Origin of the sequence: Arthrobacter sp. PvP023 (assembly GCF_017832975.1) — a bacterium.
In the GTDB taxonomy this organism is placed as follows: domain Bacteria; phylum Actinomycetota; class Actinomycetes; order Actinomycetales; family Micrococcaceae; genus Arthrobacter.
The window spans coordinates 2,553,445-2,572,508 of sequence record NZ_JAFIBI010000001.1 but is presented as its reverse complement, the minus strand read 5'-3'; the positions used below and the strand labels follow the sequence as shown (position 1 = coordinate 2,572,508).

General features: G+C 65.7%; 15 protein-coding genes. 6 read left to right on the top strand and 9 right to left on the bottom strand.

From position 1 onward, the window contains the following. Positions 1-20 precede the first annotated feature (20 nt). From JOE31_RS11870 to JOE31_RS11860, 3 genes are all read left to right on the top strand, one after another. Positions 21-2,915 (top strand): RNA helicase, encoded by a 2,895-nt coding sequence (locus JOE31_RS11870; protein ID WP_209744611.1) that lies wholly within the window; start codon positions 21-23, stop codon positions 2,913-2,915. Positions 2,916-2,978: 63 nt separating this feature from the next. Next, positions 2,979-4,655, top strand: a complete 1,677-nt coding sequence (locus JOE31_RS11865; RefSeq protein ID WP_209744608.1) for an amidohydrolase — start codon at positions 2,979-2,981, stop codon at positions 4,653-4,655. A 419-nt stretch (positions 4,656-5,074) separates the two neighbouring features. Further along, positions 5,075-5,815, top strand: coding sequence for a polyprenol monophosphomannose synthase (locus tag JOE31_RS11860; RefSeq protein WP_209744606.1), 741 nt, complete (start codon positions 5,075-5,077; stop codon positions 5,813-5,815). A gap of 117 nt (positions 5,816-5,932) precedes the next feature. Here JOE31_RS11860 and JOE31_RS11855 read toward each other — a convergent pair whose 3' ends face one another. The 4 genes from JOE31_RS11855 to JOE31_RS11840 all read right to left on the bottom strand — a co-directional run bounded on the left by JOE31_RS11855 (position 5,933) and on the right by JOE31_RS11840 (position 9,069). Then, on the bottom strand, positions 5,933-6,280 hold the full coding sequence (locus JOE31_RS11855) for an RNA polymerase-binding protein RbpA (protein WP_011692034.1): 348 nt from the start codon (positions 6,278-6,280) through the stop codon (positions 5,933-5,935). A 263-nt stretch (positions 6,281-6,543) separates the two neighbouring features. Further along, positions 6,544-7,530 carry an SPFH domain-containing protein gene (locus JOE31_RS11850; RefSeq protein WP_209744604.1) on the bottom strand — a complete coding sequence of 329 codons (987 nt, stop codon included), beginning with the start codon at positions 7,528-7,530 and terminating at the stop codon, positions 6,544-6,546. Positions 7,531-7,633: 103 nt separating this feature from the next. Beyond that, positions 7,634-8,095 (bottom strand): NfeD family protein, encoded by a 462-nt coding sequence (locus JOE31_RS11845; RefSeq protein WP_011692036.1) that lies wholly within the window; start codon positions 8,093-8,095, stop codon positions 7,634-7,636. 122 nt (positions 8,096-8,217) lie between these two features. Then, complete coding sequence (locus JOE31_RS11840) at positions 8,218-9,069, bottom strand: putative RNA methyltransferase (RefSeq protein WP_209744602.1); 852 nt, start codon at positions 9,067-9,069, stop codon at positions 8,218-8,220. 130 nt (positions 9,070-9,199) lie between these two features. Here JOE31_RS11840 and JOE31_RS11835 point away from each other — a divergent pair, with 130 nt between their 5' ends. Further along, positions 9,200-11,260, top strand: coding sequence for a S9 family peptidase (locus tag JOE31_RS11835; protein ID WP_209744600.1), 2,061 nt, complete (start codon positions 9,200-9,202; stop codon positions 11,258-11,260). Here JOE31_RS11835 and JOE31_RS11830 read toward each other — a convergent pair. Next, positions 11,257-11,937, bottom strand: a complete 681-nt coding sequence (locus JOE31_RS11830) for a peptide deformylase (RefSeq protein WP_209744598.1) — start codon at positions 11,935-11,937, stop codon at positions 11,257-11,259. The two genes, JOE31_RS11835 and JOE31_RS11830, sit on opposite strands and share 4 nt — an antisense overlap. 9 nt (positions 11,938-11,946) lie before the next feature. Beyond that, positions 11,947-12,873, bottom strand: a complete 927-nt coding sequence (locus JOE31_RS11825) for a hypothetical protein (protein WP_245199145.1) — start codon at positions 12,871-12,873, stop codon at positions 11,947-11,949. Between the two features lie 93 nt (positions 12,874-12,966). Between JOE31_RS11825 and JOE31_RS11820 the strand changes: the two genes are divergently transcribed. After that, positions 12,967-13,416 carry a nuclear transport factor 2 family protein gene (locus JOE31_RS11820; protein ID WP_209744595.1) on the top strand — a complete coding sequence of 150 codons (450 nt, stop codon included), beginning with the start codon at positions 12,967-12,969 and terminating at the stop codon, positions 13,414-13,416. A 13-nt stretch (positions 13,417-13,429) separates the two neighbouring features. Here the strand turns inward: JOE31_RS11820 and JOE31_RS11815 are convergent, their stop codons facing one another. The 3 genes from JOE31_RS11815 to JOE31_RS11805 are packed head-to-tail and all read right to left on the bottom strand — an operon-like array spanning position 13,430 to position 16,498. Continuing rightward, a complete protein-coding gene (locus JOE31_RS11815; protein WP_209748365.1) occupies positions 13,430-14,566 on the bottom strand; it encodes an NAD(P)/FAD-dependent oxidoreductase in 1,137 nt (378 codons plus the stop codon). After that, positions 14,559-15,284 (bottom strand): class I SAM-dependent methyltransferase, encoded by a 726-nt coding sequence (locus JOE31_RS11810; protein WP_209744592.1) that lies wholly within the window; start codon positions 15,282-15,284, stop codon positions 14,559-14,561. The genes JOE31_RS11815 and JOE31_RS11810 overlap by 8 nt, the downstream gene beginning before the upstream one ends. Continuing rightward, positions 15,284-16,498 carry a type III polyketide synthase gene (locus JOE31_RS11805; RefSeq protein WP_209744589.1) on the bottom strand — a complete coding sequence of 405 codons (1,215 nt, stop codon included), beginning with the start codon at positions 16,496-16,498 and terminating at the stop codon, positions 15,284-15,286. The genes JOE31_RS11810 and JOE31_RS11805 overlap by 1 nt, the downstream gene beginning before the upstream one ends. A 148-nt stretch (positions 16,499-16,646) precedes the next feature. On the opposite strand from JOE31_RS11805, the gene JOE31_RS11800 reads away from it, so the two are divergent. Beyond that, positions 16,647-19,037, top strand: a complete 2,391-nt coding sequence (locus tag JOE31_RS11800; RefSeq protein ID WP_209744586.1) for an excinuclease ABC subunit UvrA — start codon at positions 16,647-16,649, stop codon at positions 19,035-19,037. Positions 19,038-19,064 lie beyond the last annotated feature (27 nt).

The following is a 19,064-nucleotide window of genomic DNA, read 5'->3' as shown; positions in this document are numbered from 1 at the left end:
GCGCCCACTAGGCTGGAAGTATGTCCTCCACATCCGGGCCACAGTCGCCGTCTGAACTCTATCGGGCCAGTGCCGAACGGACCGCAGAAGCTAAAACGTACCTCGGCGCCTTCGTCCGGACGCTGGATTTCGAACTCGACGATTTCCAGCGCCAAGCGTGCCTGTCCCTGCAGCAGGGAAGGGGAGTCCTGGTTGCGGCCCCCACCGGGGCCGGAAAGACCATAGTGGGGGAGTTCGCCATCTATCTGGCACTCCAGCGGGGGTTGAAAGCCTTCTACACCACCCCGATCAAGGCACTGAGCAACCAGAAGTACTCGGAGCTGGCCGCGAAGTACGGCCCGGAGAACGTGGGGCTCCTCACCGGCGACACCAGCATCAACGGCGACGCCCCGGTTGTCGTCATGACAACCGAAGTCCTGCGGAACATGCTCTACGCGGATTCGGACACCCTGGACGACCTCGGCTTTGTGGTCATGGACGAGGTTCACTACCTCGCCGACCGGTTCCGGGGCGCCGTGTGGGAGGAAGTCATCATCCACCTTCCCAGCGAAGTCCAAGTGGCCTCGCTGAGCGCAACAGTCTCCAATGCCGAGGAATTCGGTGCGTGGCTGGACACTGTGCGCGGACACACCGACGTCATTGTTTCCGAGCACCGGCCGGTGCCGCTCTGGCAGCACGTCATGGTGGGGCGTGAAATCGTGGACCTCTTCGCCGGAGAAACGACGTTTGATGAGATTGCCCCCGAAGGCGAATCGGATCCCGCCGCGACGGCGATGACGGCCAACGCCGCCCTCGAGCGGGGCTTCGAAGTGAACCCGGACCTGCTGGCGATGGCGCGCACCGAGAGCCAGATGAATTCACGGGCCCGTTTCGGGCATGGCGGACGCAGCCAGCGCCGCCAGCAACACCAGCGCGGCGATAACCGCCACGGCCAGGGCGGCCAGCAGAGCCCTGTCCGCAAGGCCAGCCGGCCCCAGGTTATCGCCAGCCTGGACCGGCAGGACCTGCTGCCCTCCATCACGTTCATCTTCTCCCGCGCCGGCTGCGACGCCGCAGTGGCACAGTGCGTCTCAGCCGGACTGTGGCTGACCACCGAGCGCGAACAACAGGTCATCGCCAGCCGTGTTGATGAAGCCGCGCAGGACATCCCGTCGGATGATCTAGATGTGCTCGGGTTCTGGAGCTGGCGCGACGGCCTCCTGCGCGGGCTCGCAGCCCACCACGCAGGGATGCTTCCCACGTTCAAGGAAGTCGTGGAGAAGCTGTTCGTCGAGGGCCTGGTTAAGGCGGTGTTCGCCACGGAAACCCTGGCCCTGGGCGTCAATATGCCGGCACGGTCGGTGGTGTTGGAAAAACTGGACAAATTCAACGGTGAAGCCCACGTGGGAATCACCGCCGGCGAATACACCCAGCTGACCGGCCGGGCCGGACGCCGCGGAATTGACGTCGAAGGCCACGCCGTGGTGCTTTGGCAGCCGGGCACCGACCCGACAGCTGTTGCAGGCCTCGCGTCCCGCCGCACCTACCCGCTGAACTCCAGCTTCCGGCCCACGTACAACATGAGCATCAACCTCCTGGCGCAGTTCGGCAGGCCGCGGGCCCGGGAAATCCTGGAATCCTCTTTCGCCCAGTTCCAGGCGGACCGTTCAGTAGTGGGCCTGGCCAGGCAGGTGCGGAGCAGGGAAGAATCCCTGGCCGGCTTCCAGAAGTCCATGACCTGCCACCTGGGTGACTTCACCGAATACTCCCGGCTGCGGCGTGAGCTTTCGGACGCGGAAAATATCGCCTCCCGCAGCACGTCGCGGGCCCGCAAGTCCATTGCTGAGGACTCGCTGAGCAGGCTTCTGCCCGGCGATGTTGTGGATGTGCCGACAGGCAGGGCGCCCGGCTACGCCGTTGTGCTCGGCTCCGACCACAACTCCCGCGAGCCGCGGCCCGCGGTGTTGACGTTGGACAACCAGTTGCGGAGGATAGGCCTCCAGGACCTTGAAGGGCCCATCACGCCGGTCACCCGGGTCCGGATACCAAAGTCGTTCAACGCGAAGGTTCCCAAGTCCCGCAAGGACCTCGCATCGTCGGTCCGCAATGCGATCCGGGAAAACCGTCCGCCTGCGCCCGGAAACGCCCGCAATACTGATTTCGGCCGTGCCTCGGCCCTGCCTGACGTGGAGAAGCGGATCAGCGATCTGCGCCTGGCATTGCGTTCCCATCCCTGCCACGGCTGCAGTGAACGCGAGGATCACGCACGGTGGTCGGAACGGTGGTGGAAACTCCGCCGCGAAACGGACGGACTGGTCCGGGAAATCCAGGGCCGCACCAACACCATCGCCAAGACATTCGACCGGGTCTGCGACCTTCTCTCCAGCTACGGCTACCTCGAAACTTCCGACTCCGGAAAAGTAACCATCAATGCCGACGGCCAAAAACTGCGCCGGATTTACGGTGAGAAGGACCTCCTCATATCCCAGTCGCTGCGGCAAGGCGCATTCAGCGACCTCGATGCCACGGAAGTTGCTGCCCTCGCAAGCGTGCTGGTTTACCAGGCGAAGCGGGAGGAACGCGGACTCAGGCCCCGGATGCCCAGCGTGTCGCTGGAGACCGCCGTCGACATCGTCGTCCGGGAATGGTCCGTACTGGAAGACGCCGAGGAAGAAAACAAGCTTCCGTTGACCGGGGAGCCGGAACTGGGGCTCGTCTGGCCGATCTTTAAGTGGGCCAAGGGCAAGCATCTCCAGGAAGTCCTCAACGGAACCGACCTGGCCGCGGGGGACTTTGTCCGGTGGGTCAAACAGGTTATTGACCTGCTGGACCAGCTGGCGAAGATCCCGGGCCTGGATCCGCGGCTTTCACGCCTCTGCTCGGAGGCGATCATCCTGGTTCGCCGCGGCGTGGTCGCCTATTCCACCGTGGTGTGACGCCACCTGCACCGCACCCACCACATCCACAACTTCCAAGGCTGCTTAGGAGCACCACACAACATGACTGACGCACGGGCGGACCAGCCGGCCGAACAACGCAAAGTGACGCTGTACCGCAACGGTTCCGTCTACACCGCCGCCGACCCCTTTGCCACCGCCATGCTGGTGGACGGTGACACGGTGGCCTGGGTCGGATCAGAACAGGCGGCGACGTCGATCGCCGATGCGTCCATGGACATCATCGACCTCCAGGGAGCTCTGCTGGCCCCCGGCTTTGTTGATTCACATGTGCACCTGACCGAAACGGGCATTGCCCTGGACTCCCTTCAGCTCGGAGGCATGCGTTCAGCGGCCGAAATCCTGGATGCCGTAGCTTCCGCCGTCGCAGCCAGGTCAGTCGACGCCGGTGCCACAGTCCTCGGCCATGGCTGGGACGAAAGCGGCTGGGCCGATCAGGCGCTGCCCAGCCGTGAGGAACTGGAGCGAGCGGCGGGAGGCCGGCGCGTGTATCTCTCGCGGGTTGACGCCCATTCCGCCCTGGTCTCATCCTCCCTGGCCGAGGCGGCTGGCCTGGCCGACCTGGACGGCTTCACCGCCGGCAGCCAGGTCAAACGCCAGGCCCACACATCCGCCAGGCGTGCAGCACGCCAGTTGCCGGACGACCGCCTGCAAGGCTTTCAGTCACGGGCACTGGCCGAAGCCGCCGCAAACGGGTACGTGGCCGTGGCCGAAATGGCGGCACCGCATATCGGCAGCGCAGCGGACCTGCGGATTGCGGCCGGATGGAACAGCCCGGACGGTCCGCGGAAGGCGGTGCCTGAAGTACTGCCGTACTGGGGCCAGCTGGCGGCCTCCGAGGAGGAAGCCCGCGGCATCATCGAAGGCCTTGGTGCCAGTGTGCGCGGCCTCGCGGGGGACCTGAACATTGACGGGTCCCTGGGGTCCCGCACAGCTGCCCTGAGGGACGACTACAGCGATGCTCCGGGGGAGCGCGGCAGCCTTTACCTGTCCGTTGACGAAGCTGCAGCCCATCTGGCCGCATGCTCGCTGCTGGGCGTTCAGGCCGGGTTCCACGTCATTGGCGACGCCGGCCTGGACGCGGCACTGGACGCCCTGGACCGGGCGGCAGCCGACGTGGGTGAGCAGCGGGTCAGGGCGGCAGGCCACCGGTTCGAGCATGTGGAAATGGCCGATGCCGCGGCAATCGGCCGGCTCGCAAAGTACTCGGTGACCGTCAGCGTGCAGCCTGGATTCGACGCTGCCTGGGGCGGGCCGGGACGCCTGTACCAGGAACGGCTGGGGCACCGGGAGCACGGCATGAACGCCTTCGCATCCTTCTACGCGGCCGGAGTACCAATCTGCTTCGGCAGCGACAGCCCCGTCACTCCGCTCAACCCGTGGGCCAGCGTCCGCGCCTGCCTCGAGCACAACAACCCGGACCAGCGCATCTCAGCCCGCGCGGCGTTCCTCGGCCACACAAGGGCAGGCTGGCGGGCCGCCAAGTACAGCAATCCAATGGCCGGCCAGCTGGTTCCCGGCGCACCCGCCAGCTTTGCGGTCTGGGAAGTGGAGGAACTCATGGTCCAGGTCGCGGACGGGCGCGTGCAGTCGTGGAGTACCGATCCGCGGGCCCGCACACCCTTGCTCCCGGCGTTGGACACCGGCAACGATCCTGTGTGCCTGCAGACCGTCCGCGACGGACACGAGTTGTTCACAAACGGCTCCCTGCAGTCATAGACCGTAAAACTACCGGCGCGCCGTATGTTCCTGACCTGCGGTTACACCTAAAACCGCACGTCAAACGCGGGTTGACACTCCCGGGACGGTCCGTAGCATTGAGTCGCAACGGACGGATTCCAAAGTCGAGGGGCTCCGTCTGGCCACGTGGCCGTCCGGCAGATGCCTAACCCGCACCTGCAGGCAGGCCGGAGCGTGGTAGTCCCAGGGGCAGGTCCACTTCGCAGCAGAAAACAGTTCCGCCGAGGCATGTCGCATCCGTCCGAAACTGGCCCGAGGCGTGTGGACCTGCCCGCGGGATCACGTGTGACGCGCCCGGTATGCGCAAACTACCTATAATGGTGACTTGCGCCTTAAAGCCGGCTCTCCTGTAGAGCTTCCTGGCGCGTGACCGCTCCCATCAAGGAAAGGGCCTCGCTGTGCGTGTCCTCACCATCATCCCCACCTACAACGAGCTGGAATCGTTGCCCAAGACACTCGCGCGCCTGCGTGCGGCCGTCCCGGCTTCCGATGTGCTGGTGGTGGACGACAACAGCCCGGACGGCACTGGACAGCTGGCAGACGGTATCGCTGCCGAGGACAGCCAGGTCCACGTCCTGCACCGTGAAGGCAAGGCCGGACTCGGAGCCGCCTATATCGCAGGCTTCAAGTGGGGCCTGGAGGCCGGGTACGACATTCTTGTGGAAATGGACGCCGACGGTTCGCACCAGCCCGAGCAGCTGCAGCAGCTCCTCGACGCCGTGGAGGAGGGCGCGGACCTGGCCATGGGTTCGCGCTGGGTGCCGGGCGGCAGCGTGGTCAACTGGCCGCTGTACAGGCAGGCGATCTCACGGATCGGCAGCACGTACGCGCGGCTTATGCTGGGCATCAAGATCAAGGATGTCACCGGCGGGTACCGCGCCTTCCGCCGTACCACCCTTGAGAAGCTCAACCTCGACCAGGTGGACTCCGTGGGTTACGGGTTCCAGGTGGACCTCGCCTGGCGTGTGGCCAAGATGGGGCTGAAGATCGTGGAACGCCCCATCACGTTCGTGGAGCGGGAACTTGGGGCCTCCAAAATGAGCGGCAACATTGTGGTGGAAGCCATGATCAACGTCACCAAATGGGGACTGACTGCCCGCTGGCAGAAGCTTACGGGCCGGGGTTCCGCCGCAGCGTAGAGTGCAAGGTGCCGGCGGCGGCGGCCGGAAAGACACAGTCGATAAAGGGCCGGGCCCGTAGCCTCACGTGAGGCTACGGGCCCGGCCCTTTTATGCTGCGTTTAGCCTGCGCCAGACCTAAGCCGAGCGCCGTTCGCCGCGGCGTTCCCGCAGAATGGTCAGGCGGTCTTCGAGGATCTGCTCGAGCTCAGGCAGCGAGCGGCGTTCAAGGAGCATGTCCCAGTGCGTACGGACGGCCTTCTCATTGCTGTTGATGGGGCGTTCGCCGTCGACAAGCAAGGCTTCCTTGCCGGTCTTCGAAACCCACACCGGGGGAATCTCGGCTTCGGAGGAGAAGGTAACGAAGACCTGCTCGCCGTCCTCGCAACGGTACTCAACCCGCTGGCGCGGAGCCGGCTCAACACCGGATTCCGTCTCCATGCTCTGTGCGCCAAGACGCATGCCCCGGAGGCTGCGATCGCTCATGATTTCTCCCTTTGGTCGGTTCGCGGAGTCAGGCTCCGCGCTAGCCGGGGCAGCTCACGCCTCGGACTACTGTTTGCACTGCACTGCACCAATAGATACAACGCTTTGCCAAGCTATGTTGTTCCAGCAGGCCTGAACCAGCCGGACAAATATACTATTATACCGGCTTCCGCGCTGGCGAGTAAAGCGGGGCCTCCGGCACAAAACCAGGGGAGGCACCCGCACTGCGGATACCTCCCCTGGCCGGTGGTTGACAGGGCTGCCTACAGCGGCTGGCTCGGAGTGTTGGGGTCGGCAACATCCGGCCGGGACCCGGCGGCAGCGTTCGTTCCGTCGCCAGTGGCGGCGTCGAACAGACCGCCGGTGCGGGGATCCGGGTTGGTGCCGCCGAGCGCGTTGCCGATGCCCTTCAGGGCTTCGCCGACTTCGCTGGGGATGATCCAGAGCTTGTTCGAGGAACCTTCGGCCAGCTTGGGCAGTGTCTGCAGGTACTGATAAGCCAGGAGCTTGTTGTCGGGATTGCCCTTGTGGATCGCGTCGAACACCTTCTGGATGGCCTGGGCCTCGCCGTCTGCGCGGAGAATGGCAGCCTTGGCGTCACCTTCGGCCTTGAGGATGGAGGACTGGCGCTGGCCTTCCGCGGTGAGGATGGCCGACTGCTTGGTGCCCTCGGCGGTAAGGATGGCAGCGCGGCGGTCACGCTCGGCACGCATCTGCTTCTCCATCGAGTCCTGGATGGAGTGGGGCGGATCAATGGCCTTCAGCTCCACACGGGAAACGCGGATGCCCCAGCGGCCCGTCGCCTCGTCCAGGACGCCGCGAAGCTGGCCGTTGATCTGGTCGCGGGAAGTCAGCGCCTCTTCGAGGTTGAGGCCGCCGACGACGTTTCGGAGCGTGGTGGTGGTGAGCTGTTCGACCGCCTGGATGTAATTCGCAATCTCGTACGTGGCCGCCCTCGCGTCAGTCACCTGGAAGTAGACCACGGTGTCAATGGAAACGACGAGGTTGTCTTCGGTGATGACCGGCTGCGGGGGGAATGAGACAACCTGCTCGCGAAGGTCCAGGAGCGGCAGGAGCCTGTCGACGAAGGGAATCAGGATGGTGAGGCCGGGGAGCAGTGTCCGCTGGTACTTACCGAGCCGTTCCACAACGCCGGCCCGGGCCTGCGGGACAATCCGCACCGACCGGACCAGCACTATTATTACGAACGCAACGAGAACCAGCAGCACTATTGCGACTGCGATATCCATACATCACCTATTCCCCAGTTATGTGCCTTGCTATGTGTTGCGGCGATGCTCTGCCGCCTGCCCGGCGCCGGTGGCGGCTGCCGGAAGAGTGTTCGTGCTGCTGCTACTGAACGGCCGTTTCCGGTTGCGGCGCCACCACGGCGGTGGCTCCTTCGATGGCGGAAACCACCACACGTTGCCCGGCGTTCAGGACTCCGTTCTCAGAACGCGCGCTCCAGACGTCTCCGCCGATCTTGACCAGGCCGGAGGATGTGCTGACGGTCTCCATGACGAGTGCGGATTCGCCGATCAGCCGGTCAATGTTAGTCCGCTGTTCCGCGGGGCCCTTCTTCAGGTGCTTCAGCGCCACAGGCCGGACAAAGACCACCATCAGTAGGGAAACGACGCAGAAAACAACGATCTGCAGCCAGAAGTCGGCACCGGCAAAATCAGCCAGCAGCCCGGCCAGTGCTCCGCCGCCAAGCATGATGAAGAAGAGGTCCAGCGTCAGCATTTCCACCACCGCGAACGCCAGGAATACGGTGAGCCACAATGCCCACCAGTTCTCGCCAAGCCATTCAAACATGTGCTCCCCCTTCGTCCCCGGAGCTGCGGAAGCAGGCCCTCAGTAACTGTCCTTCCATCCTAGACCGAAGCCACGGGGCGTAGGAGGCTGCTCCCGGGGACGTTCCGAACGTAGTCAAGTCGTTATGCGGGCGGCCGGTTCAGGGGTTCAAAAACGCTGATTCGGAACCGTGCCGAGACCTTGGTGAGCGGCGGCAGCGCGGCGGTGATGGTGTCCAGCGCTGCAGGGTCCAGGTGGTGGCCGGCGGGTCCCATCAGGGCGAGGTTGCCTACGTCGGCCGGTTCGAGCCCAAGCTCGAGGTCAAGCTCCCGGACGGAGTGCGGAGCAAAATGTCCCCCGAGCGAAGCGGCCAGCCGCTCCTCCTTGGCCGGTTCGATGCCGAGCATGCCCGTTTGTCCCGCTATTTCCGCGAGGTGGCCGGACCGCGGCGTCACCACGATCAGCCGGCCGCCGGGACGTAGCACCCGGGCGAATTCCGGGGCGTTCCTCGGCGCGAAGACCACCGTAACGACGTCCGCCGCCATGTCCGCAACCGGAAGCGGCTGCCAGACATCGCAGACCAGGTTGGCGGCGCCGGGATTCATCCGGGCGGCACGCCGCAGCGCGAATTTGGAAATGTCCAGGCCGATGGCCGACGCGGGTGCAGCCGCCAATAGTTCCTTGAGGTAATGTCCGGTTCCCGTACCGGCGTCCAGTACCGCGGCGTGCGGTCCCTGCAGCACCGGGGCTGAGAGCTCCGCGACGGCCCCGGCGAGCGGCCGGTAATGACCTTTGGAAAGAAAGTCGAAACGGGCTGCCACCATGGCGGCGGTATCGGCTTCGAAGACAGTTCCCTTGCCCACCAGCAGGTTGAAGTAACCCTGCCTGGCGGCGTCGAAGCTGTGGCCCTCGGGGCAAGCCAGCCGGTTGCCGCCCAGCGTCAGGCCGTTCCGGCAGACGGGGCACAGGAGGGAACGGGCGGCGTCGGGGAGCATGCCACCATCCTAGGGGCCGCGGCGGCGGCCAATCCACGCCTCCCGGCCGCCCCGGGTCGCGCCCAGGGTCCCGTCCCGGCGCGGCGTGAGTCATTTCACAGGCCATGCGCGAGCCGTTAGGCTCACAAACGTGAAACCTGAACATCTTCCCCTGCTGAAGTCCGTTTCCGCGCCGGCCGTCCATCCGGACGGCAGCCGGGCCGTGGTCTCCGTCATCCGCCCTGATTTCGACGCCGACACTTATGTGGGCCAGTTATGGACTGTGCCGCTGGACCCTGAAAAGCTGCCCCGCCGGCTGACCCGCGGCTTCCGTGACACGGCACCGGCATTTTCCCCGGACGGACTGGTGCTGGCGTTCCTGCGCGCTACTGCAGACGGGAAGCCGCAGCTTTATGTCGTGGAGGCTGCCGGCGGCGAACCGCAGGTCCTGACAAGCACCAAACTCGGCGTCTCCTCGTTCGCCTGGTCTCCCGATTCGCGCAGCATTGTCTTTGGCGCCAGGACGCCCGACGACGGCCGGTACGGCACTCTGGACGGCGTATCCGCCGGGGCCGAGGACGCGCGGCTCATCACGGACTTCAAATACAGGATGAACGGCGTGGGATACACGGCGGACAAGGCGCTGCAGCTCTACGTTGTGGAGGTGCCCGAGCTGGACGACGAGCCGCCCGTTGCGCCCGCAGGGCGCTCCCTGCGGGCGCGAAAGACCGCCGCGGAAGGTACTGCAAAAGAAGCCGGTCCGGCTCCTGACGCCGACACCGCGGACGCCCTGCTCCCGCCGGCCCGGCAGCTGACGTTCGCCCCGACTGACCACAGCGGAGAATCGTTCAGCACGGACGGACGCTCCGTGTACTTCGTTGCCTCACTTCATGAGGGCAGCGACCATGACCTTGAATCCGGCGTGTACCGGGTCCCCGTCTCCGGCGGAAAACCGGAACCCGTCATCGCTGCCAACAGCGGCCGCCAGACGGTCGGCGCGGCACGTCAGTCCAGGAACGGGAAGTGGCTGTTCTACACCGCCCAGGACCTTGGCGAGTCAGGCCAGGACTTCGTCGCACGCAACACTGCCCTGTATGTGATGCCGGCCGGGGGCGGCGACGCCAGCGTACTGAGCGACGTCGAAACAATGGACCTGGCAGCGTCCGCCGCGGGGCTGGAGCTCCGCGGCCCGGATTCCGTGCTTTTGCTCAACAACGCGCAGGGCACGGTGGAGCTTCTGGAGTTCGGAGCCACGGGGAACCACTCACTGCTGGTTCATGGTGACCGGGTTGTCACCGGCGCAGCTGCGGCCGCCGGCTCAGTGTTCGTCAGTTTCACTGATCCCGCCACAGCGGGGGACGTCGCAGCGCTTGAGGACGGCCAGCTGAGGCTGTTGACCGATTTCTCGGCGGAACTGCGCCGTCAGGCAGAGATCATCGAGCCCCGGGAGGTCACGTTCGAGGCTGCCGATGGCTATCCGGTCCACGGTTGGCTGGTGCTGCCGCCCGGGAAAGGGCCGCACCCCGTCCTGCTGAACATCCACGGCGGGCCGTTCTCGCAATACACCGTGGCCCTGTTTGACGAGGCCCAGGTGTACGCCGCGGCCGGCTATGCGGTGCTCATGTGCAATCCACGGGGCTCGGCCGGCTACGGCCAGGCACACGGGCGGGCCATCAAGGAAAAGATGGGAACCGTCGACATGCAGGACGTGCTGTCCTTCCTCGACGGCGCCCTGGCAAAGTTACAGGAGCTCGACGGCGGAGCGCTCGGGATCATGGGAGGTTCCTACGGCGGATACCTTACGGCGTGGACCATCAGCCAGGACCACCGTTTTAAGGCGGCCATCGTGGAGCGCGGATTCCTGGATCCGGTCAGCTTCATCGGCTCCTCGGATATCGGCTGGTTCTTCGGCGGCGAGTACACCGGCACCTCGGCGGAGCAGATGGCGGCCCAAAGCCCCATGGCCACTGTCCGCAATGTGCGGACGCCCTCGCTGGTCGTCCACAGCGAAGAGGACCTCCGCTGCCCTGTGGAACAGGGCCAGCGCTATTTCACGGCCCTGAAGCAGCAGGGTGTGGAAGCCGCGTTCCTCGTATTCCCCGGAGAGAACCACGAGCTCTCCCGGTCCGGTACCCCGCATCACAGAAGGCAGCGCTTTGAGGAGATCGTGCGCTGGTGGTCCCGTTACCTGCCCACGGCGGCCAACAGCTAGTTGCCCTGGCCGGTACCCTGGCCCGGCAGGAACCCCAATTCCTGCCGGGCCAGGTGGATGTCAGGATGCGCCCAGCGGGCGCCGTATTCGGCGTTGTTGCTGAGCGAGCGCAACTCAGCCTTGTCCACATAGAGGATCCCCTGCAAGTGGTCCGTCTCGTGCTGCACAATACGCGCCTGCCAGCCGGAGAAGTCCTGCTGCCGCCTGGTTCCGCCGGGATCGGTGAAATGCAGGCGTACCGCCTCGTGCCGCGAGACCACGGCCTGCAGGCCCTGCAGCGAGAGGCATCCTTCGTAAAACGCCGCAGTGCCGGTCCCCAGCGGCGAGTACGACGGATTGATGACCGCAAAGAACTCCAGCGGTGACCTGTGCCGGACGGCGGCAGTCTCGGCGTCGACATCGTACTGGTCCTCAAGGACCGCAAGCTGCAGGGGAATGCCGAGCTGCGGCGCGGCCAAGCCGACGCCAGGTGCGTCATGCATCACCTCCCGCATCAGGGCTATCAGCGCTGCAAGTTCAGCGCCATCCAGCTGGCCCTCGTACGGGGCTGCCTGTTGCCGGAGCACGGGATGGCCGGCTTGGACGATGGCGGGAAGGACGCCTGCGGAGAGCATTTCCTGGACAGTTTCCCTGATCCGGGCGGTGCTGAACGGCGTGGGGTTGGCTACGTGAAGCATGGGGAAAGCCTAGTGCGCTGCGCAGGCCGCCGTGGCGAATTCGTAGATCCGGGCCTTCAGGACGGCTCCGGCAGCAACTTTGAGCACACCCTGCCGGCCGCCTGCGTCGACGCGCAGGGGCAGCAGTGTCCCCACCTTGTCCTCGGCGACGGCATGCGGATCGCAGCGGGCGGGCCGGATACGGAGGCTGAGTTCCCGGGCAGCCATGCCGGCCGCAACCGTGATGCCGCGCGGCCAGGGGCTTTCCGGCGCTTCGGCCAGCAGCGTGGTCCCCTCGATCCGTTCGATGGTCAGTGTGCGCGATCCTCCGGCACCGGCTGCGCGCGGGGTGACCCGAAGGCGTACGACGGCGGTACGGCCGTCCGCCGAAACCTCCAGTTCCGTGTCCAGCCCCATCTCCGCAATCTGCCCGGCGTCCTGCGCGAAGCACAGCTCGGAATGGTTCCGGGCCAGGACGCCGAACGGGTCCGCGGCCGGAAGACGTTCCTGTGCGGTTGCGGACCCCTGCCGGACAGATACCGTTACTTCCGCCGGCGAACTGCCGGGCCCGGCCCGCGCCCCTTCAGCGCTCTGAGGTTCATCAATCCCGGGGTGCCCGCAGGCGGGTGCCGGAAGCCTGGCAGGCAGGCTCTTGGTCTGGCCCGGCGGTACCTCGGTGCCCTCCGGTGGCGCCTGCCATGCGGTCCCCGCCGGGAACAGGGGCGTCGAGACTTCGGCGCTGAGGACGCTGACCGGCACGGACCCGGTATTGCTGACCTGGATCTCGATGACCTGCGTGCCGTAGGTGTCCCTGAACTGGTTGAGCTCGGCAGTAAGCGGCTCCGGCGCCTGCGTTTCGGGAGTGCAGCCCTGCACCGCGCCGCCCGCCATCACGGCAGCCACGACGACGGCGGCTGCTGCGGACCGCCGTCGACCCGCCCGCGGGACGCCGTTCATGCGAGCAGTCTAAAGCCACGGCCCGGCAGCGGCGCCGGGCGACGGGCAGTGGGCGGCTGAAAATGGGCGCCGGGCATGGGCTACCCTCGTTCCATGACTGAACAGACGCCGCTCACCTGTGTCCTTGGGTTTGTACGAGCCATTGAAGCCGGCGGCGGCGCCGCTGAAGTGGACGCCTTCCTTGCCGAGGACTTCACCCTGGTCGAAGCGCCGCACGTGCTTGCCCCGGAAGGATCCAGGCGGAGCCGCGAACAGGTGCTGGCAGGTGCCGAGCAAAGCCGGCAGGTGGTATCCAACCAGCGTTTCGATGTCCGCCGGACCACGTGCGAAGGAAACCGCGTTGTGCTGGAAGTGGACTGGTCGGCAACGCTCTTGATGAACCTCCGCTATTGGGATGCCGGTGACACCATCCGGGCCCGCACCACCTCCGTCTTCGAAGTCCGTGACGGCCGGATCACCAGCCAGGACAGTTACGACTGCTACTTCACCGGTGACGAAGATGATGCAGATGACACAGATCAAGGACAGCCGGTTGCGGAGTAAGCCGCGGGGAGTTCTAATGCATGGTGAACCGGGCGGCAACGCGTGAATTGATGGCCGGAACACTGGCGGCGGATCCGATCAGCCGGTTCCTGACATGCCACAGCGGGCGTGGCACCGGCCGGCCAAGGGCCATGTTGATTTCGGATTGCCGGACGGCCTTCGCTGCCGCCCGCAGCCGGTGACGTTCAAAGGACCTGAGGTCAGCCCCGCAGTCAGTGTGCGTCAACCGGTTGAGGATGAGCGGCGCCAGTTCAGCGGCATCCAGCCAGCCCAGGTTCATACCCTGGCCGCCGATGGGGCTGATTTCATGGGCGGCATCACCGATCAGCGACGTCCGGCCGTGGACCATGCGCTTCACCAGCCGTGACCGTACGCCGAAACTGCTCACCATCGAATTCGTGCCGGCGTCGACGGCGATCCCGGTCCGTTCTTGCACGATCCGTGCCAAGGAACCGGCGCTGGGCGCATCCGGCATGGTTCCCGGGAGCCTGGCCACCCACCGGCGCATGGCTCCCGGCAGCGGGAAGGACTCCACGATCCCGGGAAACTCCAGGAAAAGTGCCGCGTCGGGGCCGAACGCGGTCCCGTCGGCGAAGTCTCCCATCAGGTATCTGTCCGGATACGTCCTCAGCGGGGCGGGGATGGCCAGCAATTGACGGATGGTGGAGCGGACCCCGTCCGCGGCCACCGCCAGGGAGGCATGAATTCGGGATTTTCCGCCGGCGGTGACGACGTCCACCGCAACCGCGGAGCCGTCGTCGTGAATTCCCGTCACTGTGGCTCCGCGGATTATCGCCCCGCCGTCCAGTGCCACGACGCGCCGTTCCAGGGCGGCTTCCGTGAGAACCTGCGGGACCGACAGCACGAAGGGGAATCGGCCGGACACGGAGTCGAAGGACATGCCAGCCACTTCCACGCCGCCGCCGATGGCAACCCCGCGGCGGATGCGCACGCCCTCGTTCACCAGGCCTGACGCCACCCCGATCCGGTCGAGCGCTTCCAGCGACGGCGGATGGATGCCGATGGCACGGGAGTGGGTGTCGGGTTCCGTGCGGCGCTCCAGGACGCGGACCGACACGCCCTGCTGCAGCAGAAGGGCCGCCACGTACAGCCCCACCGGCCCGCCGCCCACCACGACGACGTCAATCACCACGAACGTTCCGGCTGAGGGTGAGGAGGTTGCGGAAGGGTACGCGGGGCGCAACGGCCCAGCCCGGGGGAGCGGCGGCCTGGAGTTCCGCGGTTGTGTAACTGCGGCGGATGGACGTCAGCCCGTCCGGCCTGATGAAGGAACCGCGGAACGGCCATGATGCTGCGTAGAACAGCGCATAGGCGGCGGGGCTCCGGCGGATGTCGTTATGGAAGACGCTGCCGCCGGACAGCAGCGCCGACTCGGCGAGGAACCGGGGCAGGTCCGCCGCGTCCAGGTGGTGCAGCACGTGGTTGGAGATGACGACGTCGTAGCGTTTTCCTTCGGTGGCCAGTTCAGCAGTGGATGCCTGCCGGAACGTCACTCCGTCGACGCGCCGGCGGCGCAGCGCGAACTCAAGGGCACGACGGTCCGGATCAATGGCGGTGATTTCCAGCCGCCGCCCGTCCCTGGCCGCCCACTCCGCCAGCAGCACCGCCACATCCCCGCCCCCGCAGCCGATGTCCAGCAGCGTTGTGACCCTGTCCGCTGAAAGGAGCGGCCGGAGGTGCGTCCGGTAGATTCCGCGCCATCCGGCCACGGCCCTGTTGACCACGGAAAATTGTGCGTAGGTGCGGTCCAGGCGGGCAGGATCACAGTCAGGGCGATCCATTTCCTCCACTGAGTGCGCGTCCCGCTCGCGCAGCATTCCGACGGCGGCCGTCACGTGCGTGGCCATCAGATGAGTGACGGCTCGGTCCGTGCTCCGGCATCCTCCGTCCCGGCGGATTTCCGGACGGCCGCGGGCGACGCTTCCGGCTGCAGTGCGCGCACCTTGGTGAACATCGCCGTTTCCACCGTGAGGCCCGGTCCGAAGGCCATCGAACAAATGCGTTCATCGCCCTCCTGCGGCGGGAGTCCGGCGATGTGTTTAAGGACAAAAAGCACTGTGGCACTGCTCATGTTGCCAAAGTTGCGTAGGGTTTCCCGTGCCGGCACAAGCTGCTCATCCGTGAGCTCAAGCCGGGACTGCACCTTGTCCAGGATGCTCCGCCCGCCGGGGTGGATAGCCCAGTGGGTGATGTCACGGTAGGGGAGTCCCCGCAAGGATTCGTCCCGCATAAGCAGCGGCTCAAGCGCGCCGATGATGTGGTCGTCAATGATGTGCGGGACGTAGTTGCCCAGCACCATCTCGAAACCCTCGTCGCCGATGTTCCACGCCATGGATTCCTCGCCGACGGGAGTGAGTACCGTTTCGAAGTGGTCCAGCTGCAACAGGGGCGTCCCGTCCGGAATGTCCCTGGCCGAGATGACTGCTGCTGCGGCGCCATCGGCGAACAGGGCCGAGCCCATGATGGTGTCAGGGTCGTTGGAGGTGCGGACGTGAAGGGAACAAAGCTCCGCGCAGACAACCAGGACAACGGCGTCCGGGTCTGCCTCGCAGAACGATTTGGCGGCGCGCAACGCCGGAAACGCCGCGTAACAGCCCATGAAACCGAGGTGGTAGCGCTGCACGGCCGGACTCAAACCCAGGGCACGGACGATTTTGTAGTCCGGCCCGGGGTTGAAGAATCCGGTGCACGAGACTGTCACGAGATGGGTCACGTCAGCCGCATCGATGCCGGCACAGGCATCCAGCGCCGCCCTGGCGGACTCTACGAAAAGCTTCGTGGCTTCGCGGCCGAAAATGTCGTTCCGGACTTTCGTGCTGGGACTCAGGACCAGGCCGGTATCCGGGTCGAAGAACTGCGGATCATCCGCACGGCTGTCTTTGGTGAGCTCGGTAACAGCCGTGTACCGGGTGTCGATGGCTGCGGAATCAAAGCAGGTGTTGACCAGCCGCGACCCCAGCCTGGTCAGCCCTGGCTGGGCGGCAAACACATCGCGGGCTTCAGACTGAATGAGTACGGTGGGCGGGACAGCAGTTTCCAGGGACCTCATGTAGACCGTCATGGTTCATTCTCAGTGAGCTTCGGGCTTAAGACAATGGTGGCTACCAAACGGTAGGGTTCCCCGGCTGATCGGCCGGAGCTGGTTAGATTGGATCGGGCGACGCCGACGGAAGCCGCAGCGGCTGCCCCGCATAACCGAGGGAGACACGATGAGCATGGCCACCCAGACCGACCCCCAGTCGCCGGCCCCGCACGTGGCCGACAGCCACGACCTGATCCGTGTGCAGGGCGCGCGGGAGAACAACCTCAAAGATGTCAGCCTGGAGATCCCGAAGCGCCGGCTGACGGTATTTACGGGCGTCTCCGGTTCGGGCAAAAGCTCCCTGGTGTTCGCCACGATTGCCGCGGAGTCGCAGCGGATGATCAACGAGACGTACAGCGCGTTCGTGCAGGGCTTCATGCCGACACTGGCGCGGCCGGACGTCGACCTGCTGGAAGGCCTGACCACCGCAATTATCGTGGACCAGGAACGGATGGGTGCCAACCCGCGCTCCACCGTGGGCACCGCCACGGACGCCAACGCGATGCTGCGCATCCTCTTCAGCCGGCTGGGGACACCGCATATCGGGCCGCCCACGGCATTCTCCTTCAACGTCCCGACGCGGAAGGCAAGCGGGGTGATGAGCACCGAGAAGGGCGGCAGGGTCGAGAAGAGCGTGGTGCAGAACGCGGTCTACCTGGGCGGCATGTGTCCGCGCTGCGAGGGCATGGGCTCGGTCTCCGATTTCGACCTCACGGCGCTCTACGATGACAGCAAGTCGCTCGGCGGGGGTGCCCTGACGGTCCCCGGCTACAGCATGGACGGGTGGTACGGCCGTATCTTCAGCGGTGCCGGCTTCGACATGGACAAGCCGATCGCGAAGTTCACCAAGAAGGAGCTGGACGACCTCCTCTACAAGGAGCCGACCAAGATCAAAGTCGAAGGCATCAACCTCACCTACGAGGGCTTGATCCCGAAAATCCAGAAGTCGATGCTTTCCAAGGACGTCGACGCGATGCAGCCGCACATCCGGGCCTTCGTGGAGCGTGCCATCACCTTTCAGGCCTGCCCCGAGTGCGACGGTACGCGGCTCAGCGCGGAGGCAAGGTCCTCGAAGATCCAGGGCAGGAACATCGCCGACCTGTGCGCGATGCAGATCAGCGACCTGGCCGGCTGGGTCCGTGACCTCAAGGAGCCGTCCGTGGCCCCGCTCCTCAAAGGGCTGCAGCACCTGCTCGACTCCTTCGCCGAAATCGGGCTGGGTTACCTCTCCCTGGACCGGCCCGCGGGCACGCTGTCCGGGGGAGAGGCGCAGCGGACCAAGATGATCCGGCACCTCGGCTCGTCCCTTACGGACGTTACCTACGTCTTTGACGAGCCGACGATCGGTCTCCACCCGCATGACATCGAACGGATGAACCAGCTGCTGCTGCAGTTGCGTGACAAGGGCAACACCGTGCTCGTCGTCGAGCACAAACCGGAAACCATCGACATCGCTGACCACGTTGTTGATCTCGGTCCCGGCGCAGGAACCGAGGGCGGCCACGTCTGCTTCGAGGGAAATGTGGAGGGGCTGCGGGGGAGTGACACCATCACCGGCCGCCACCTCGACGACCGGGCATCCGTAAAAAGCTCCGTGCGCACGCCGTCCGGCACCCTGGACGTGCGTGGTGCCTCCACGCACAACCTCCGGGATGTGAGCGTCGACGTTCCGCTCGGCGTGCTCTGCGTCGTGACAGGAGTCGCGGGGTCAGGCAAGAGCTCGCTGATCCAGGGCTCGGTGGCCGGGCGCGACGGCGTTGTGGTGATCGACCAGGGCGCCATCAAGGGCTCGCGCCGCAGTAACCCGGCGACGTACACGGGCCTTCTTGAACCCATCCGCAAAGCGTTCGCGAAGGCCAACGGTGTGAAGCCTGCCCTGTTCAGCTCCAACTCCGAGGGCGCCTGCCCCACCTGCAACGGCGCCGGCGTCATCTTCACGGAACTGGGTGTCATGGCCACTGTCGAGTCCGTCTGCGAGGACTGCGAGGGCCGGAGGTTCCAGGCGTCAGTCCTGGAATACGAACTGGGCGGGCGCAACATCGCTGAAGTGCTGGCAATGTCGATGACCGAAGCCGAGGAGTTCTTCGGCGCAGGCGAGGCACGGACGCCGGCTGCCCACAAGATCCTCGACCGGCTCGTCGACGTCGGACTCGGGTACCTGACGCTCGGCCAGCCGCTCACCACGCTGTCCGGCGGCGAGCGGCAGCGCGTCAAGCTGGCTACCCAGATGGCGGAGAAGGGCGACGTGTACGTTCTGGACGAACCGACCACCGGCCTGCATCTCGCCGACGTCCAGAACCTGCTGGGCCTGTTGGACAGGTTGGTGGATTCCGGCAAATCGGTAATCGTGATCGAACATCACCAGGCCGTCATGGCTCACGCCGACTGGATTATCGACCTTGGCCCGGGCGCCGGGCATGACGGCGGACTGATCGTCTTTGAGGGCACGCCGGCCCAGCTCGTCGCCGGGCGCTCGACGCTCACCGGAGAACACCTTGCAGCCTATGTCGGCGGTTGATCGGAGGCGGTGACTAAGGGTTCAGAA

Bases quoted from the DNA above. Each gene is read 5' to 3' on its own strand.
- JOE31_RS11870 (WP_209744611.1), top strand. From the start codon at position 21: ATGTCCTCCACATCCGGGCCACAGTCGCCGTCTGAACTCTATCGGGCC.
- JOE31_RS11865 (WP_209744608.1), top strand. From the start codon at position 2,979: ATGACTGACGCACGGGCGGACCAGCCGGCCGAACAACGCAAAGTGACG.
- JOE31_RS11855 (WP_011692034.1), bottom strand. From the start codon at position 6,280: ATGAGCGATCGCAGCCTCCGGGGCATGCGTCTTGGCGCACAGAGCATG.
- JOE31_RS11850 (WP_209744604.1), bottom strand. From the start codon at position 7,530: ATGGATATCGCAGTCGCAATAGTGCTGCTGGTTCTCGTTGCGTTCGTA.
- JOE31_RS11845 (WP_011692036.1), bottom strand. From the start codon at position 8,095: ATGTTTGAATGGCTTGGCGAGAACTGGTGGGCATTGTGGCTCACCGTA.
- JOE31_RS11840 (WP_209744602.1), bottom strand. From the start codon at position 9,069: ATGCTCCCCGACGCCGCCCGTTCCCTCCTGTGCCCCGTCTGCCGGAAC.
- JOE31_RS11830 (WP_209744598.1), bottom strand. From the start codon at position 11,937: ATGCTTCACGTAGCCAACCCCACGCCGTTCAGCACCGCCCGGATCAGG.
- JOE31_RS11825 (WP_245199145.1), bottom strand. From the start codon at position 12,873: ATGAACGGCGTCCCGCGGGCGGGTCGACGGCGGTCCGCAGCAGCCGCC.
- JOE31_RS11820 (WP_209744595.1), top strand. From the start codon at position 12,967: ATGACTGAACAGACGCCGCTCACCTGTGTCCTTGGGTTTGTACGAGCC.
- JOE31_RS11810 (WP_209744592.1), bottom strand. From the start codon at position 15,284: ATGGCCACGCACGTGACGGCCGCCGTCGGAATGCTGCGCGAGCGGGAC.
- JOE31_RS11805 (WP_209744589.1), bottom strand. From the start codon at position 16,498: ATGACGGTCTACATGAGGTCCCTGGAAACTGCTGTCCCGCCCACCGTA.
- JOE31_RS11800 (WP_209744586.1), top strand. From the start codon at position 16,647: ATGAGCATGGCCACCCAGACCGACCCCCAGTCGCCGGCCCCGCACGTG.